Genomic DNA, 14,769 nt, shown 5'->3' with positions numbered 1-14,769 from the left:
TGGTGCGGTCCGGCGGGCCCCGTCACGAGTCGCGTCCGAGCGAGCCACACCAGAGGGGATGGGTCAAGTCGACGAAAAGCGTGTCGACTTGACCCATCCCCTCTGGCGCGGCAAACGTTCAGCCACGACTCGTGACGGGGCCCGCCGGAGCGCACGGAAAAGCAAGCTCGCCTTCGGCATCGCCCAAAGCAGCTCGGCTTCGCCTTCGCCCAGGCAGCTCGCCTTCGGCGTCGCCTAGGCAGCTCGGCTTCGCCTTCGCTTTGCGTGTTAGGCGGTGAATGAGCGGGCTGCGGCCAGGAAGGCGTCGTTCTCGTCCGGCTCGCCGATCGTCACGCGGGCGCCCTCGCCCACGAACGCGCGCACGACGACCTTGTGCGCCAGGCAGTGTTCGTTGAACGCTCCGGTGCGGTCGCCCAGCGGGAGCCACACGAAGTTCGCCTGGGTCTCGGGGACGTCGTAGCCCATGGCCAGCAGTTCGCCGCGGACCCGGCCCCGCTCGGCCACGATCGCGCGGCAGCGGACCATCAGCTCGTCCTCGGCGTCCAGGGAGGCCAGGGCGGCTACCTGGGCGAGGGCGTTGACGGAGAACGGCACGTAGACCTTGCGCAGGGCCTCGGCCACTACCGGGGAGGCGACCGCGTAGCCGACTCGCAGGCCCGCCAGGCCGTACGCCTTGGAGAAGGTGCGGAGTACGGCGACGTTGTTGTGGCCCGCTGCCCACTGCTGCTTGGCGAGCTCGACGCCGTCCGGGATGTGAGCGTCGTCCACGAACTCCTTGTAGGCCTCGTCGATCACCACGAGGACGTCGCGGGGGACGCGGGCGATGAAGGCCTCGATCTCCTCGGTGCGCAGGGCCGTGCCGGTCGGGTTGTTCGGGTTGCAGACGAACACCATGCGGGTGGCCGGTGTGATCGCCGCTGCCATCGCGTCCAGGTCGTGGACGTGCTCCGAGGTCAGGGGGACGCGGACCTGGCGTGCGCCTGCCACGTGCGTGACGATCGGGTAGGCCTCGAACGAGCGCCATGCGAAGAGCACCTCGTCCTGCTCCGTGCAGGTCGCCTGGATGAGCTGCTGGCAGAGCATGACTGAGCCGCAGCCGAGCGCCACCTGGTCCGCGGGGACGCCTAGTTTGTCGGCTAGGCGGGCGGTGAGTTCAGTGCAGCCCGAATCCGGGTACCTGTTGATACCGGTCGCCGCCTCGGCGATCGCCTTGACGACGCTCGGGAGCGGTCCGGCGGACACCTCGTTGCTCGCGAGCTTGATGGCGCCGGGGATGGTCCTGCCGGGCACGTAGGACGGCAGGGACGCCAGGTCAGCACGGGTTCGCACGGTCATGCCCCCGATCCTCGCATTGCTCCGTCCGATTGGACACGTTGACTGGAGTTCACCCCGGCGTGGAAGGGTGAGAAACATGACCACTACCCGCATCGAGACGCTTTCCCTCACCGACGGCCGTGAGCTGCGGGTGACGATCGCCGAACCTGACAGCGTCGTGCGCGGCGGGCTCGTCGTGTTGCACGAGGCCCGCGGCATCACGGAAGGGGTGCGGTCGCTCGTCAGCAGCCTGGCCGCGGAGGGCTGGCTCGCCATCGCGCCGCACCTCTACGACGCGGACCGCGTGCACGGAGACGACATCAGGGACCAGGTCAGCAAGCTGTCGGGCGACCGTTTGCTGGAGGACACCGACGTCGCGTTCGTCTGGTTGGGGCAGCGGGGTGTCAGTGCGGACCGGATGGGCGTCGTCGGGTTCGACATCGGCGGCACGGTCGCGATGGTGGTCGCCGCGAGTCGCACGATCGGGGCAGCCGTCACCGTTTCGGGGCCCGGCATTCTCGAACCGCTGTCGGACGGGCTGCCCGCTCTGGTGGACGTGGCGGGCGACCTCACGTGCCCCTGGCTGGGCATCTACCCCGACGGGGACTCGGAAGAAGTGAGCAAGCTTCGGGATGCTGTGATCAGCTCGGAAACCGCTTCGGATGTGGTCCGTTTCGACGTTTCCAGTGACGAAGCGTGGACTCGTGCGTTGAACTGGTTCGACGCACACATGAGGTAAGAGTCTTTACGGCGGATTGGAACCGAACCGTACTCCAGGTACATCTAAGGGATGCTTCGGACGGCTGACTGGGTGTAGCTGTGAGTAACACTCAGTGCTGCGGTGACGAGTAAGGCAGTGCAGGGGGTTGAGGGATGGCTGAAGGCACTGGGACAGGCACTGGGACTGACGCGTCGGCGGTGACGCCCGCGGTGTCGACGGCGACGACCACGCCGATCACCGCTGAGCAGCTGGCGGCGGTGAAACCTGTTCTCCAGCAACAGATGCTGGTGGACAAGGCGGAGGCGAGCCACGCTGCGGCGAAGCTCGACCAGGCGGCGGACAGCGGCAAGCTGACGCTGGACGTCGACGCCGCGGACGCGTTGATCAAGGCGGTCGACACGGCGCGTGACCAGGTCATGGACCTGTGGAAGCGCACGAGTGATCAGCTCGCGACGCCGTTGCAGCTGGGGGAGAACCCGGTCGCGAAGGCGATCAGCGCGCGGTTCTCCGAGCTCGCGGTCGGCGAGGACTCCGGAGCGGCGAAGGCGTTGCTGGACCTGTTCAAGGTTCTCGACGACATCAGCAACGCGCTCAGCAAGAACCGCGACACCATCCGCGCCGCAGAAGAGGAAGCGGAGCACGGCTTCCAGAAGGCCGGGGGATCCCAGTGACTCACGACAACAAGGGCAACAGCGGCAACAGCGGCAACGACAAGCACGAGCCCGTGAACCGCTACCACGACGACGACAAGTACGACCGCAACGACCTCCACGAGCCGGTCGACTGGATGGTCTACACGCACCAGCAGCTCTACGACATGGTGACCAAGGGCGTGAACCTCGCCGGTGCGCAGGCCGCCGCGACGAACTGGCAGAAGATCGGCGAGGACATCGCGGGCGTCCGGGCGAGCCTGCTCAAGGCCGTCGAGGACTCCGCGGTCGGCTGGAACAGCGAGTCGGCGCGCCTGGCCCGTGACGGCCTGACCGAGGTCACCAACTGGGTCGACGACACGTCGGCGTACGCGCACAAGGTGTCCGCGGCGATCACGACCGAGACCAACAACGTCGAGGCCGCCCGCACCGCGATGCCGCCGCCTCCCGCCCCGCCCGAGACGCCCGCGCCGGAGCCGGCGCCGGTTCCTCCGCGGCCTCTGCTCATGCGGGACCGGCTGACGATGATGGACTCGGCCGCAGACCTCGTGGGCGTCGAGACCGACCGCGCCGCCGCGCTGCGCCAGCCCGCCATCTCCGGCTTCCAGGGCTTCGCGACCGTCGGCACCAGCCCGGTCGAGGCCCTCGCGGCCAGCGACGCCTCGCACCGGCGTGCGGCGGACGTGATGGCGGCGTTCCAGCGCAACTCGGCGGCGGTCGACCAAACCGTTCCGCAGCAGTTCACGCCTCCCGTGAACCCGGTCAACCCGAACACCCCGACGCTTGGCGGCGGTGACCTCAGCGGCCGCACTCCGACGGACACCGGTGCCGGTGGCGTGGGCGGTCCGGTGACGGCGGCCGGTGTCCAGGGCAACCGCGGCACCACGAACGCCTCGCGCACCTACGGCGGTGGCGCCGGCGTCCGCGGTGGTGGCGGTGGCGGTGGTTTCACCGGCGGCATGATGCCCGGCCGGTTCGGGCAGAACTCCGGCAACCAGGGCGGTCCCGGTGGTGGCGGTGGCGCTGGTGGTCCCGCCGGCAGCGGTGGCATGGCGGGCGTGAACGAGCGCACCGCGGCGGGTGCTGCCGCAGCGGCCGGGTCGTCGGCGACCGGTGGCCAGACCAAGGCGTTCCAGAACCCGCTCGCGATGGGTGGCGCGCCGATGGCCGGTGCCCCCGCCGCGGGTCAGGGCCGTGACGAGCGCGAGCACAAGAGCGCGAGCTACCTGGAAGAGGACGACAACGTCTTCGGTCTGGACCGCAAGGCGGCCCCGCCGGTGATCGGTCAGTGAGCGAACGCCAGTACACGGTGAGCTCGCAGGAGTTCTTCCTGCTGTGGCAGGCCGTGCACGGCGAGGACCGCGTCGTGCCGCTCGGGACGCCCCACGTGGGCGCCACCCGAGCGGCGCGGCAGCGTCTCGTCGAGGACAGCTCGCAGACGCTCTACGCCCGCGGCCTCGGCACCGTGCTCCGTCCGGACCCGGACCTGCGCGCGCTGGTGGCCGGTCTGGGCGAGTTCGACCGCGCGCTGGAGATCGCGTACTTCAAGGGTGCCGAACTGGCGCGCGGCATCGCCTGCGCGGGCTGGAGCGGAGCGTTCGGCGCGCGGGTGAACAACGAGGTGCACCTGTACCCGTTCCGCCCCAACGCGCTGGCTTCGGCCACGGTGTCATCGTTGCCAGGCCTCGCACCTGGGACGGGACGGTCCGTGAACGTGCGCTGGGACGACTACCTGCGCGCGGGCAAGGCGGGGGAGCAGGACGGCAAGCAGGCGTTCCTGGACGTGCTGCGCGACGCGGGCATCCGCGAGCCGGAAGCCCACACGCTGATGCGCATCGTGACGTCCAGGATCGGCGGCGGCGAACTGGGTCTCACCGCCCGCAACCGCGACGGCGTACCGCGCCCGACGGGTCGTTCGGTGTCGTGGCTCGACACCCGCGAGGGCCGCTACCTGCTGCGCAAGCAGGACGGCTGGCTCGTGCTGGCTCCCGCGGACGCGCCGGGGCTGACCCGAGCGGTCGACGAGCTGCTCGCAGGGTAGTTCCACACTGATGGTGGACGTCTAGTCCGCCAATCACACATGGACGTGCGGTTGTGCCTCAACTAGACATGGGGCATGACCGACACCGACGTCGAACTGCTGTGGCGCCCCGACCCCACGAGGGACAACGGGATGACCGCCTTCCGCGCGTGGCTGCGCGACCGCGGCCACGACTTCACCGACTACGAGTCGCTGTGGGAGTGGTCCGTCTCCGACCTCGAGGGGTTCTGGGGCGCCATCGCTTCGTACTTCGACGTCCAGTTCCACACGCCGCCCGAGCGCGTCCTGGGCTCCGCGGACATGCCGGGCGCCCGGTGGTTCCCGGGTTCGACCCTGAACTACGCCGAGCACGCCCTGCGCCGTGGAGCCGACGACGACCTCGCCGTGATCTTCCACCGCGAGGACGGCATCGCTTCCTCGCTGACGTTCGGCGCCCTGCGTTCCCGCGTGGCCGCTTTCCGGGCCGCATTGGCGTCTCTGGGCGTCTCCGAGGGCGATCGGGTGGTGGCACTCGTCCCGAACGCTCCCGAGGCCTTGATCGCGTTCCTGGCGGCCGCCTCGCTGGGCGCCACGTGGTCGTCGTGCTCCCCGGACTTCGGCGCCCGAGCCGTGGCCGACCGCTTCACCCAGATCTCGCCGACGGTGTTCGTCGCCGTCTCCGGCTACGTCTACAACGGACGGTCCTTCGACTGCCGCCCGGTCGTCGAGGAGATCCGCTCGCAGATCCCCTCGCTGCGCGCCACGGTCCTGATCGACTACCTGGACAACGGCTCCTCGCTGCCGGACACGCACTCGTTCAGCGAGCTGATCGCCGCTAACGAGGGCGCCGCGCCGGAGTTCACGCCGGTGCCGTTCGACCACCCGCTGTGGGTGCTCTACTCGTCCGGCACCACGGGCCTGCCCAAGGGCATCGTCCAAGGCCACGGCGGCATCGTGGTCGAGCACCTCAAGATGCTCGCGCTGCACAGCGACCTGGGCCCCGGCGACCGCTTCTTCTGGTTCACCACCACCGGCTGGATGATGTGGAACTACCTGGTGGGCGGGTTGCTGGTGGGCACGACGATCGTGCTGTACGACGGCAGCCCGGCCTATCCGTCGCTGAACACGTTGTGGCACTTGGCCGAACAGCACCGCGTCACCTACTTCGGCACCTCGGCCCCGTACGTCCAGTCGTGCCTGAAGGAGGGCCTCGAACCGTCCTCCCGCTACGACCTGACGGGCCTGCGCGTCGTCGGCTCGACCGGCGCACCCCTTACGCCGGAAGGCTTCCGCTGGATCGCGTCGGCGGTGGGCAAGGACGTCCAGATCGCCTCGGTCTCGGGCGGCACCGACCTCTGCACGGCCTTCGTGGCGGCCTCCCCGGACCGCCCGGTCTGGCTGGGCGAGCTCTCCTGCCGAGCCCTTGGCGCGGCCGTCTACGCGTTCGACGAGGCCGGTGAGGTCCTGGACGACGCCGTCGGCGAGCTGGTGATCACGTCGCCGATGCCGTCCATGCCGGTCTTCTTCTGGGGCGACTCGGACGGCTCGCGGCTGCGCGACGCCTACTTCGACACGTACCCCGGAATCTGGCGCCACGGCGACTGGATCCGCATCACGCCAAGGGGTTCGGCGGTGATCTACGGCCGCTCCGACTCGACCCTGAACCGCGGCGGCGTCCGCATGGGCACCTCGGAGTTCTACCGCGTCGTCGAGTCGATCCCCGGCGTCGTCGACTCCCTGGTGATCGACACGTCCGGCGTCTCGGAAGGCGAGCTGCTCTGCTTCGTCGTGCTCGACGGCGTGGCATTGGCCGACGTCGAACCGTTGCTGCGGCAGGAATTGCGCTCGTCCCTGTCGCCACGCCACGTCCCGAACCGCTTCGTCGCCGTGGCCGAGATCCCGAGGACCCTCAACGGCAAGAAGTGCGAGGTCCCGGTGAAGAAGATCCTCGCCGGCATGGACGTCGACCGCGCCGTCAGCCGAGGTGCGCTGCGCAATCCCGAGTCCCTCCAACCGTTCCTGGAACTCGCCTCGGGATGATCTAGGTCACTCTCGCGCCGGTGAACAGGCGTTTAACGCCCCTCTCGACCCCTCCGCACGTGCCCTGACCAGCACGTTCTGGGGTTAGAGGGGGGCGTTTTGCAACTCGGTTGAGGACCTGTGTAACCTATGTCCCGTGGCCAAGGATGGTCCCGGGAGGCTTCGCCTAGTCTGGTCTATGGCGCCGCACTGCTAATGCGGTTTGGGGTAACCCCCCATCCCGGGTTCAAATCCCGGAGCCTCCGCAAGGCCGAGCCTCTAGAGGATCGGTTATAATTGAAGACCTGCGCTCGTAGCTCAACGGATAGAGCATCTGACTACGGATCAGAAGGTTACAGGTTCGAATCCTGTCGAGCGCGCTGCACAAGCCCCAGCAAGACTTCGGTCTAGCTGGGGTTTTGTTTTGTTCTGCTCATTTCTCCGCCTCTGAATCAGCCGTCTCCTGCAGGAGTCGGACTTTCGCCCACGTGTCCTCGTCCACCGGGGTGTAGGTGGTGAGCTTGATCTCCGAGCGCTCGCCGAGCCACAGCTGCGTGTAGTCGAGGGTGAGCAGGCCGACCTCGGGGTGCAAATAGCGTTTCGTGAAGTTCTCCGGTGCGCGCACCTCGTGCTGGTCCCACATCCGCTCGAAGTCCGGCGACTCCTGCCGCATCCTCCTGGCGAGGCTCTTCCAGCTCGCCTCGGTGCCGTGGGCCGCCATTCCGGCGCGGAATCGGGCGACCAGGCGCGCGGCGGCGTCGTCCCAGTCCAGGGTGGCCGCACGCCACCTCGGCGACGTGAAGACCAGCAGCAGCCAGTTGCGGTCCTCGATCGGCAGATGACCGAGCCCGCCGACCATCCGCTCGTAGGTGCGGTTGTAGGCGAGCAGGTCGAAGCGCGCGTTGATCACGGCGGCCGGGATCGGTTCCAGCTGGGTCAGCATCACCGGTATGGCGTTCGGGAGGGCCTTGCAGTCGCGGTCCAGGGGCGGCTCGGGATGGCCGGCCAGCGTGTAGAGATGGGCGCGCTCGGAGGGATCGAGCCGCAGGGTGCCCGCGATCGCGGCGAGCACCTGGTCGGAGACGTTGATGTCACGGCCCTGCTCGAGCCACGTGTACCAGGTCACGCCGACGCCTGCGAGCTGCGCGACCTCCTCGCGCCGCAAGCCAGGGGTGCGGCGTCGGCCCGACACCGTGACACCCATCTGCTCCGGGGAGATCCGCTCGCGCCTGCTGCGCAGGAAGGACGCCAGTTCCCGCCGCCTGAGCTGCTGATCCTCCGCGGACGTCGCCATGAGTCCACTGTGGCATCCCGCGAAACCTGGTGCCAGGTGGTGTGGATACCAGGATGAACAGGCTCTGGCACCAGGATGAATCGGCTCGCAGAGTCAGCTCAGGTACTCGTCTCTGGAGGTCTTTGCCGTGCTGGACACCACCCCACTGCGCTCGACGGTCGCCCTGGTCACGGGGGCCAGCAGTGGCATCGGTCAGGCCACTGCCCGCCGCCTCGCCGCCGAGGGCGCCACCGTCGTGCTGGTCGCTCGTCGCCAGGACCGGATCGACTTGCTGGCGAAGGAGATCGTCGAGCAGGGCGGCGACGCTCTCGCGCTGGCCGCCGACCTGACCGACGCCGTAGCCGCCGCCGGTGTGGTCGCCGCGACCGTCGAACAGCTCGGCCGGCTGGACACCGTGGTCAATGCCGCCGGCGTCATGCTCCTCGGCGACTCGGCCCAGGCCCCGTTGCACGAGTGGCAGCAGATGGTCGACGTCAACCTCAAGGGGCTCTTGCACGTCACCAAGGCCGCCTTGCCGCACCTCGTCGACGCCGCCACCACCAGCCCGCGGCAGGTGGCCGACGTGGTCAACATCAGCTCGATCGCCGGTCGTTTTGCCATCCCCAACGCCGCGGTCTACAACGCGACGAAGTTCGGCGTCACCGCCGCGACCGAGTCCTGGCGGCAGGAGTTCGCGCGGCGCAACGTCCGGTTCTCCGTCGTCGAGCCGGGACTCGTGGAGACCGAGCTCATGAGCCACCAGCAGGCGCCCGTCCGGGAACGCATGGAGGCCAGGTTCGCCGACGTCGAACAGTTGCGTCCCGACGACATCGCCGAGGCCGTCGCGTACGTCGTGACCAGCCCGCGCCGCCGTGCCGTGGCCGAAATCGTCATCCGTCCCACCGACCAGGTCTGAGAGTCGGTGTCACACATGGCCAGTGGAACGGAATCGACGTCCGGACCGTTCGCGGCGGCGAGCGCGACGAGCATGAGGACCATGGACAGGCTTCGATTCGGCTACTTCATCGCCCCGATGCACCGCCCCGGCATCAACCCGACCGTCGCGCTGCACCGCGATCTCGACTTCGTGGAGCACCTGGATCGGCTGGGGTACGACGAGGTGTGGATCGGCGAGCACCACTCCGCCGGCAGCGAGATCATCGCCTCGCCGGAGGTGTTCATCGCCGCCGCCGCGAGCCGGGCCCCGCGCATCACGTTCGGCACCGGCGTGGTGTCGCTGTCGTATCACAACCCGTTGTGGGCGGCCGATCGAATCGTGCTGCTCGACCACCTGACCCGTGGCCGCATCATGTTCGGCGTCGGTCCCGGCTCGTTGCCCACGGACTCGATGATGATCGGCCTGACTCCGACGGACACCCGTGAGCTCCTGGAGGAGAACCTCGACATCGTCGTCCGGTTGCTGGCCGGCGAGTCGGTGACCGCGACGACCGCCACCCACCGGCTCGTCGACGCCCGGCTCCAGCTGCGCCCGTACAACCAGAACGGCATCCCGATCTCGGTGGCCGCCGTCGCGTCGCCGACCGGGCCGCGGCTGGCCGGACGTCACGGTCTCGGTCTGCTGTCGGTCGGGGCGACTCTCACCGCCGAGGGCTTCGACGCCTTGGCACACCACTGGAACGTGATGGAAGAGCGCGCTGCGGCCCACGGCACGACGGTCGATCGTGACCGCTGGGGTCTGGTCGGCTTGTTCCACATCGCCGAGACGGAGAAGCAGGCTCGCGCGGAGGTCGAGCACGGGCTGGTGGAGTGGTCGCGGTACTTCGCGAAGGTCGCGGCGTTTCCTCAGCTCCCGGTGGAGACCGGCAGCGTCGAGGAGGTGATCGACTTCGTCAACAACTCGGGCATGGGCGTCATCGGCACGCCGGAGCAGGCACGAGCGCAGGTGCAGCGGTTGTGGAACCAGTCGAACGGGTTCGGCTCCATGCTGTTGATGGCGCACGACTGGGCGACCCCGGAGGCGACCACCCGTTCCGCTCAACTGGTCGCGGAGGAGGTCTTCCCCCACTTCCAGGGACAGGCGCAGCCCACGCTCGACGCCGCTGAGCGCGCCGCCGCCGCGCGCGACGGCCACAACCAGCGCCAGCTCGCCGCCATCGAGCACATGACCGCGAAGTACCAGCAGGAGTTGAAGCAGTTGTGACGTCTCCCGCCTTCGGCTAAGCAGAGAACCGAGCGTGGGGAGGCGCGGTGTCCACAGACACGTTGTTCAGCAAGCAGTACTTCAGGAACCCGGTGGCGACGCTGCAGGCGGTGCGTGAGCTCGGGCGGGTCCATCAGGCCGTGTTGCCGAACAAGCTGCCGGTGTGGGTCGTGACGTCGCACGACGACGCGAGGATCGCGCTGACCGACGAGCGGGTGCGCAAGTCGTCCGAGCAGCTGTCAGCGATCATGCTGCGGAAACTGGAAGAAGCCGGCGGTCAGGCCGAGCTCTCGGCGTTCTTCGCCGGGAACATGCTCGTGATGGATCCGCCGGACCACACCCGGCTGCGCAAGCTGCTGGCGCGCGACTTCACCGCGAAGCGCATGGCGGCGTTGCGGCCGCGGATCGAGCAGATCGCCGCGGACCTGCTCGACGCGCTTCCGGCAACCGAGCCGGTCGACCTGATCGCGGCTTTCGCCTTCCAGCTCCCCATGATCGTGATCTGCGACCTGCTGGGCGTCCCGGAGGAGTTCCGCGAGCCGATGCGCGAGTGGTCGCAGGCCATGATGGGCGAGGTCGCTCCGGCCGAGGGCCTCGTCGCGTCCAGGCGGATGACGGAGTGCTTCACCGAGCTGATCCAACGCAAGCGCGCGGAACCCGGCGATGACCTGCTGTCGGCGCTGACACGTGCGAGCGACGACGCGGACCAGCTCACCGAGGCCGAGGTGCTCAGCACCGCGATCCTGCTGGTGGTCGCGGGCCACGAGACGACGGTGAACCTGATCGGGTCCGGCGCCGAGTTCCTGTTGCGCGACACGGAGACCCGCGATCGGCTGGTGGCCGAGCCCGACCTGGTCCCGAAGGCGGTGGAGGAGCTGCTGCGGCTCACCAGCCCGCTCGCGATCGGCACCACCCGGTACACGGCGGCCCCGATCACGTTCGGCGGCGTCGAGGTGCCGGCCGGGGAGATCCTGCTCGTGTCCCTGGCGGGTGCGAACCACGATCCGGAGCGGTTCGAGCGTCCCGGCGAGCTGGACCTGGACCGCGGAGCCGGGCACCTCGCGTTCGGTCACGGGATCCACCACTGCATCGGCGCACCGCTCGCCCGCATGGAAGGCGAGATCGCGCTGCGCGAGCTGCTGAGCCGGTTCCCGCGGTACGCCGGTGTCGTTCCCACCGACGAGCTCAGGCGCCGGCGCTCCTACATGGTCAACGGGTTCCGCGAGCTTCCGGTGATCCTGAGTTCCTAGTCGAAGTCGTAGACCGTGGTGGCGATGCCGGCCGCCAGCAGGGTCTGCTCGATGAGCGGCTCGATCCGTTCCCACTTGCCGCCCGCCAGGCCGCAGCCGATGCGCGGCATGTGCACGCTCGCCCCGAGCCGCACAGCCTCGGAGGTCACCGTGGCCAGGCAGGTCGAGATCGCCTCGTACCGGACGGGCGGCCCGTTGCTCCCGACGCGCATCCCGTGCTGCCCCACCATGTTCGCGACCCAGATGTCCGCGCGAACCTGCACCAGCTGCACGGCTCCGAGCCCGAAGTCGTTGCGCGCTCGCCCTCGATGCCACTCGCGGTAGGCGCGCTCCGGCTCCGGCCAGCGCTTCGACACGGCCAGCACGAAACCCTTGCCCCAGCCGCCGAGGTCGTTGCAGACGTGCGCGATGATCTTCGGCCCCTTGGCCTGGGGACTCGTCGCGTCGCCCTTGATCACCCGAAGCACGGTCAGCACCACACCACGGGGTTGCCGGACGCCACCGACGCCTCGAACAACCGGACAAGAGCGTTGACGGTGTAGGAGTAGACGTCGGCGTCCTCAAGCCGGGACCGCACTTCGAGGTTGCGGGCGCCGAACGGGGTGCCGGGCACGCCTGCCGCGTTGAAGGCCATCGAGCGGAACAGCTCCAAGCCCTCCTTCTGCACGAAGAACCCGTCCAGATCGACGCCGTACGCCACGCCATCGGCAAACACGTTCAGGCCACCGAAGGCGTGGATCTGCTCCAGCAGCACCTCACCGGTGTCCGCGTCGCACAGCACCGCCTGCAGGCCCATCACAGCGTGCGAGGTGTAGAACTGCAGCTCCTCCAAAGCGGAAGCGGCTGAGGACGCGGGCGTGCATCCGCCGTTGCCGTTAGGCAGCGTCCCCTGCAAGACGGGGAAGTGCTCCCAGCCCATCGTGCCGAGCGCGCGCTGCAAGCCTCGATAAGAAGCCCAGTTGCCCACGTGTTCGCACACCAGGTCCATGTCCTCGTGCGAGCACGCTGAACTGACCCACTTGTCGAGGGCGTTGTGGAGGGATTCGTGGCCCTCCCACGGCACGGACAGACCGAGGTACTCGTCCTCGAGCACGATCAGTCCGGCCAGTGCGGCAGGAGGCGTCACCACGCCGTCCTGCCAGCAGCGGCAGCGAACGAATGCGTCGAGTCCCATGAGCGAACGATGCCACTTCACAACCGATGAACGCTGCTCATTTTTCTACTGCCGACAAAGACCGGAAGCAATCGTTTCCACAGTGGTTGATCTGCGAAAAGCGGTTTGAACCGGTCGTCGTTCGACGTACGCCGTTCGGCGCGGGCAGCGGCCACTCACCGACGTGGCAGACCCTTGAACAAATGGCTTGGCCACACTCGGGGTATGGCGATTCTGGCGGGTAAGGCCGTGGTCATCACCGGCGCCGGGCAGGGTTTGGGTCGGGCGTTCGCCACCCACGCTGCCCACAGCGGAGCCGCCGTGGTGATCAACGACGTCGACGAGCCGCTCGCCAGGCAGGTCGCCGAGCTCATCACGCTGCAGGGCGGCAAGGCTGTCGTGAGCGCCGGCAGCGTCACGGATCCCGAGCAGGCGCAGGCCATGATCGACACGTGCACGGCGGCGTTCGGCCGGATCGACGGGCTCGTCAACAACGCCGGCATCCGCTACCAGGCCGCCGTCGGTCAGGACGATCCAAGACGCATGCGCGAGCTCATCGAGATCAACGTCCTCGGCACCCTGTACTGCACCAACGCGGCTGTGCAGAGCATGCGCCGCGGTTCGATCGTCAACCTCGGCTCGCTCGCGATGGTCGGGCAACCCACCGCGCTGGCGTACTCGGCCTCGAAGGGGGCCGTCGCCAGCATCACGGCAGGGGCGGCGGCGGAACTGCAGGACAAGGGCATCCGGGTCAACGCCGTGTGCCCGATCGCCTGGACGCGGATGGCCGCGGCGGACTCCAAGGCCGTGCCGAGCGGACCGCCCGAGACGATCGCGCCGCTGGTCACGTACCTGCTCAGCGACCGTGCCGCGAAGATCACCGGGCAGCTCATCCGGTTCGCCAACGGGCGGTTGCACGTCATGGGGCAGACGTCGCCGAAACACCCCGTCATCGAGCACGACGAGTGGGACGTCGACGCGATCGCCGAGGCCTTCGAGGAAAAGATCGAACTCGAGGACCCCGCATGGGTGCGTTGGGGTGTCGGAAGGTCAGCCGACGAGGCAAAGTGACCGTGTGGAGCAGCGGGAGATCATGCAGCGGGCGCTCGGCGTCCTGACGCTCAGCTACGACGGCGCCGAGTCCAGCGACTACCTGCGCATGGCCCTCAAGTCGTTGCAGGAGGGTGTGTTCAGCTACGAGGTCAAGGTCGACGGCGAGCTGAACGAGGCCGGTGCGCAGGCGCTCAAGCAGGCGATGGACCAGGTGTTGTCGCAGTTCGGGTGGTTCACCGCCGGCCTGCTGTACGCCTTCCACGGGGTCGCCCAGGCGTACGAGAACGACTACGAGGACGCCGACGTACAAGAGGTGCTCAGGCAGCTAGCCCTGCGACTGGCCGACTAGCTCCGCGCGGACGCCGTCGGAGAACGGCGTCCAGGCCTCGACCGCCCACGGGCCGAAACGCAGATCCGTCAACGCGACGCAGGCAGCGGAAACGTCCGGGTCGACCCACAGGAACGTGCCGGACTGCCCGAAGTGGCCGAAAGTCCGCGCGGAATGGGAAAGCCCGGTCCAGTGCGGCGACTTGCCGTCCCGGATTTCGAAGCCGAGCCCCCAGTCGTTCGGCTTCTGCATCCCATAACCAGGCAGAACACCGTTCAGGCCGGGAAACACCACCGAAGTCGCCTCGGACACCAGCTCGACCGAAACGAGCTTCGGCGACAACAGTTCAGCGGCGAAAACCGCCAAATCCGCGGCACAGGACTCGGCACCGGCGCCGGCTGAGCCGACCAATGCCGAGGAATTCATCCCCAGCGGCGCGAAAACAGCTTCGTGCAGATACGTGGCGAACGGCATCTCGCACGCCGACCCCACAAAAGCAGCCAGCACGTCGAACCCGGCGTTCGAGTAGATCCGGCGAGTACCGGGCGCCGCCTGCACCTCGGCCTTGTCGAACGCGTACCCGGCCGTGTGCGAGATCAGGTGCCGCACGGTCGCACCAGGAGGACCCGCCGGCTGGTCCCACTCGACCGCGCCCTCCTCCACGGCCACCAGCACCGCGTAGGCCGTCAGCAGCTTCGTCACCGACGCCAGCGGGAACACCCGCTGCTGGTCGCCCAGCGAGCCCACGACGGCCCCACCGGACACCACGGCCACCGCCACGTTCTCAACAGGCCACGACGCCGCCGCTTCCACGCTCCGCATAGGAC

15 protein-coding genes and 2 tRNA genes are annotated in these 14,769 nt (G+C 68.6%); 12 read left to right on the top strand and 5 right to left on the bottom strand.

Annotated features, from left to right (window positions below; all coding sequences use genetic code 11):
• Positions 1 to 267: 267 nt before the first annotated feature.
• Positions 268 to 1,335, bottom strand: coding sequence for a histidinol-phosphate transaminase (gene hisC / locus AB0M24_RS45265; RefSeq protein WP_363780940.1), 1,068 nt, complete (start codon positions 1,333 to 1,335; stop codon positions 268 to 270).
• A gap of 76 nt (positions 1,336 to 1,411) precedes the next feature.
• On the opposite strand from hisC, the gene AB0M24_RS45260 reads away from it, so the two are divergent.
• The 7 genes from AB0M24_RS45260 to AB0M24_RS45230 all read left to right on the top strand — a co-directional run bounded on the left by AB0M24_RS45260 (position 1,412) and on the right by AB0M24_RS45230 (position 7,104).
• Positions 1,412 to 2,053 carry a dienelactone hydrolase family protein gene (locus tag AB0M24_RS45260; protein ID WP_363780938.1) on the top strand — a complete coding sequence of 214 codons (642 nt, stop codon included), beginning with the start codon at positions 1,412 to 1,414 and terminating at the stop codon, positions 2,051 to 2,053.
• Positions 2,054 to 2,187: 134 nt separating this feature from the next.
• Complete coding sequence (locus AB0M24_RS45255; RefSeq protein ID WP_363780936.1) at positions 2,188 to 2,706, top strand: hypothetical protein; 519 nt, start codon at positions 2,188 to 2,190, stop codon at positions 2,704 to 2,706.
• Positions 2,703 to 3,977, top strand: a complete 1,275-nt coding sequence (locus AB0M24_RS45250) for a hypothetical protein (RefSeq protein ID WP_363780934.1) — start codon at positions 2,703 to 2,705, stop codon at positions 3,975 to 3,977. Before AB0M24_RS45255 ends, AB0M24_RS45250 begins: the two co-directional genes overlap by 4 nt.
• A complete protein-coding gene (locus AB0M24_RS45245; RefSeq protein ID WP_363780932.1) occupies positions 3,974 to 4,726 on the top strand; it encodes an ESX secretion-associated protein EspG in 753 nt (250 codons plus the stop codon). The genes AB0M24_RS45250 and AB0M24_RS45245 overlap by 4 nt, the downstream gene beginning before the upstream one ends.
• A 75-nt stretch (positions 4,727 to 4,801) precedes the next feature.
• Positions 4,802 to 6,745, top strand: coding sequence for an acetoacetate--CoA ligase (locus AB0M24_RS45240; RefSeq protein WP_363780930.1), 1,944 nt, complete (start codon positions 4,802 to 4,804; stop codon positions 6,743 to 6,745).
• Positions 6,746 to 6,900: 155 nt separating this feature from the next.
• Positions 6,901 to 6,990, top strand: a tRNA-Ser gene (locus tag AB0M24_RS45235).
• 41 nt (positions 6,991 to 7,031) lie between these two features.
• Positions 7,032 to 7,104 (top strand) — tRNA-Arg (locus AB0M24_RS45230).
• A gap of 53 nt (positions 7,105 to 7,157) precedes the next feature.
• Here AB0M24_RS45230 and AB0M24_RS45225 read toward each other — a convergent pair.
• Positions 7,158 to 8,018, bottom strand: a complete 861-nt coding sequence (locus tag AB0M24_RS45225) for a helix-turn-helix transcriptional regulator (RefSeq protein ID WP_363780928.1) — start codon at positions 8,016 to 8,018, stop codon at positions 7,158 to 7,160.
• A gap of 127 nt (positions 8,019 to 8,145) precedes the next feature.
• Here AB0M24_RS45225 and AB0M24_RS45220 point away from each other — a divergent pair, with 127 nt between their 5' ends.
• From AB0M24_RS45220 to AB0M24_RS45210, 3 genes are all read left to right on the top strand, one after another.
• Positions 8,146 to 8,913, top strand: a complete 768-nt coding sequence (locus AB0M24_RS45220) for an SDR family NAD(P)-dependent oxidoreductase (protein ID WP_363780926.1) — start codon at positions 8,146 to 8,148, stop codon at positions 8,911 to 8,913.
• Between the two features lie 81 nt (positions 8,914 to 8,994).
• The gene (locus tag AB0M24_RS45215) at positions 8,995 to 10,158 is read left to right on the top strand and encodes an LLM class flavin-dependent oxidoreductase (RefSeq protein WP_363780924.1); all 1,164 of its coding nucleotides are present in this window, start codon (positions 8,995 to 8,997) and stop codon (positions 10,156 to 10,158) included.
• Between the two features lie 47 nt (positions 10,159 to 10,205).
• Entirely contained in the window at positions 10,206 to 11,408 is a 1,203-nt protein-coding gene (locus tag AB0M24_RS45210; RefSeq protein WP_363780922.1) for a cytochrome P450, read from the top strand.
• Here the strand turns inward: AB0M24_RS45210 and AB0M24_RS45205 are convergent.
• Positions 11,405 to 11,884, bottom strand: coding sequence for a macro domain-containing protein (locus AB0M24_RS45205; RefSeq protein ID WP_363780920.1), 480 nt, complete (start codon positions 11,882 to 11,884; stop codon positions 11,405 to 11,407). The genes AB0M24_RS45210 and AB0M24_RS45205 overlap by 4 nt on opposite strands.
• Entirely contained in the window at positions 11,878 to 12,582 is a 705-nt protein-coding gene (locus AB0M24_RS45200; protein WP_363780918.1) for a hypothetical protein, read from the bottom strand. The genes AB0M24_RS45205 and AB0M24_RS45200 overlap by 7 nt, the downstream gene beginning before the upstream one ends.
• A 204-nt stretch (positions 12,583 to 12,786) precedes the next feature.
• Between AB0M24_RS45200 and AB0M24_RS45195 the strand changes: the two genes are divergently transcribed.
• Positions 12,787 to 13,632, top strand: coding sequence for an SDR family oxidoreductase (locus AB0M24_RS45195; RefSeq protein ID WP_363780916.1), 846 nt, complete (start codon positions 12,787 to 12,789; stop codon positions 13,630 to 13,632).
• Positions 13,633 to 13,636: 4 nt separating this feature from the next.
• Positions 13,637 to 13,963, top strand: a complete 327-nt coding sequence (locus tag AB0M24_RS45190; protein WP_363780914.1) for a hypothetical protein — start codon at positions 13,637 to 13,639, stop codon at positions 13,961 to 13,963.
• Here AB0M24_RS45190 and AB0M24_RS45185 read toward each other — a convergent pair.
• A complete protein-coding gene (locus tag AB0M24_RS45185) occupies positions 13,940 to 14,764 on the bottom strand; it encodes a serine hydrolase domain-containing protein (RefSeq protein WP_363780912.1) in 825 nt (274 codons plus the stop codon). The genes AB0M24_RS45190 and AB0M24_RS45185 overlap by 24 nt on opposite strands.
• Positions 14,765 to 14,769: the final 5 nt, after the last annotated feature.

Source organism: Lentzea sp. NPDC051838 (assembly GCF_040681245.1).
In the GTDB taxonomy this organism is placed as follows: Bacteria; Actinomycetota; Actinomycetes; order Mycobacteriales; family Pseudonocardiaceae; genus Lentzea.
Note: the sequence above shows the minus strand (reverse complement) of the source record. Positions and strands in the feature narration are given on the sequence as shown.

Coding starts and splice junctions, on each gene's coding strand:
- AB0M24_RS45260 (WP_363780938.1), top strand. CDS start 1,412: ATGACCACTACCCGCATCGAGACGCTTTCCCTCACCGACGGCCGTGAG.
- AB0M24_RS45195 (WP_363780916.1), top strand. CDS start 12,787: ATGGCGATTCTGGCGGGTAAGGCCGTGGTCATCACCGGCGCCGGGCAG.
- AB0M24_RS45200 (WP_363780918.1), bottom strand. CDS start 12,582: ATGGGACTCGACGCATTCGTTCGCTGCCGCTGCTGGCAGGACGGCGTG.
- AB0M24_RS45215 (WP_363780924.1), top strand. CDS start 8,995: ATGGACAGGCTTCGATTCGGCTACTTCATCGCCCCGATGCACCGCCCC.
- AB0M24_RS45255 (WP_363780936.1), top strand. CDS start 2,188: ATGGCTGAAGGCACTGGGACAGGCACTGGGACTGACGCGTCGGCGGTG.
- AB0M24_RS45185 (WP_363780912.1), bottom strand. CDS start 14,764: ATGCGGAGCGTGGAAGCGGCGGCGTCGTGGCCTGTTGAGAACGTGGCG.
- AB0M24_RS45240 (WP_363780930.1), top strand. CDS start 4,802: ATGACCGACACCGACGTCGAACTGCTGTGGCGCCCCGACCCCACGAGG.
- AB0M24_RS45225 (WP_363780928.1), bottom strand. CDS start 8,018: ATGGCGACGTCCGCGGAGGATCAGCAGCTCAGGCGGCGGGAACTGGCG.
- hisC (WP_363780940.1), bottom strand. CDS start 1,335: ATGACCGTGCGAACCCGTGCTGACCTGGCGTCCCTGCCGTCCTACGTG.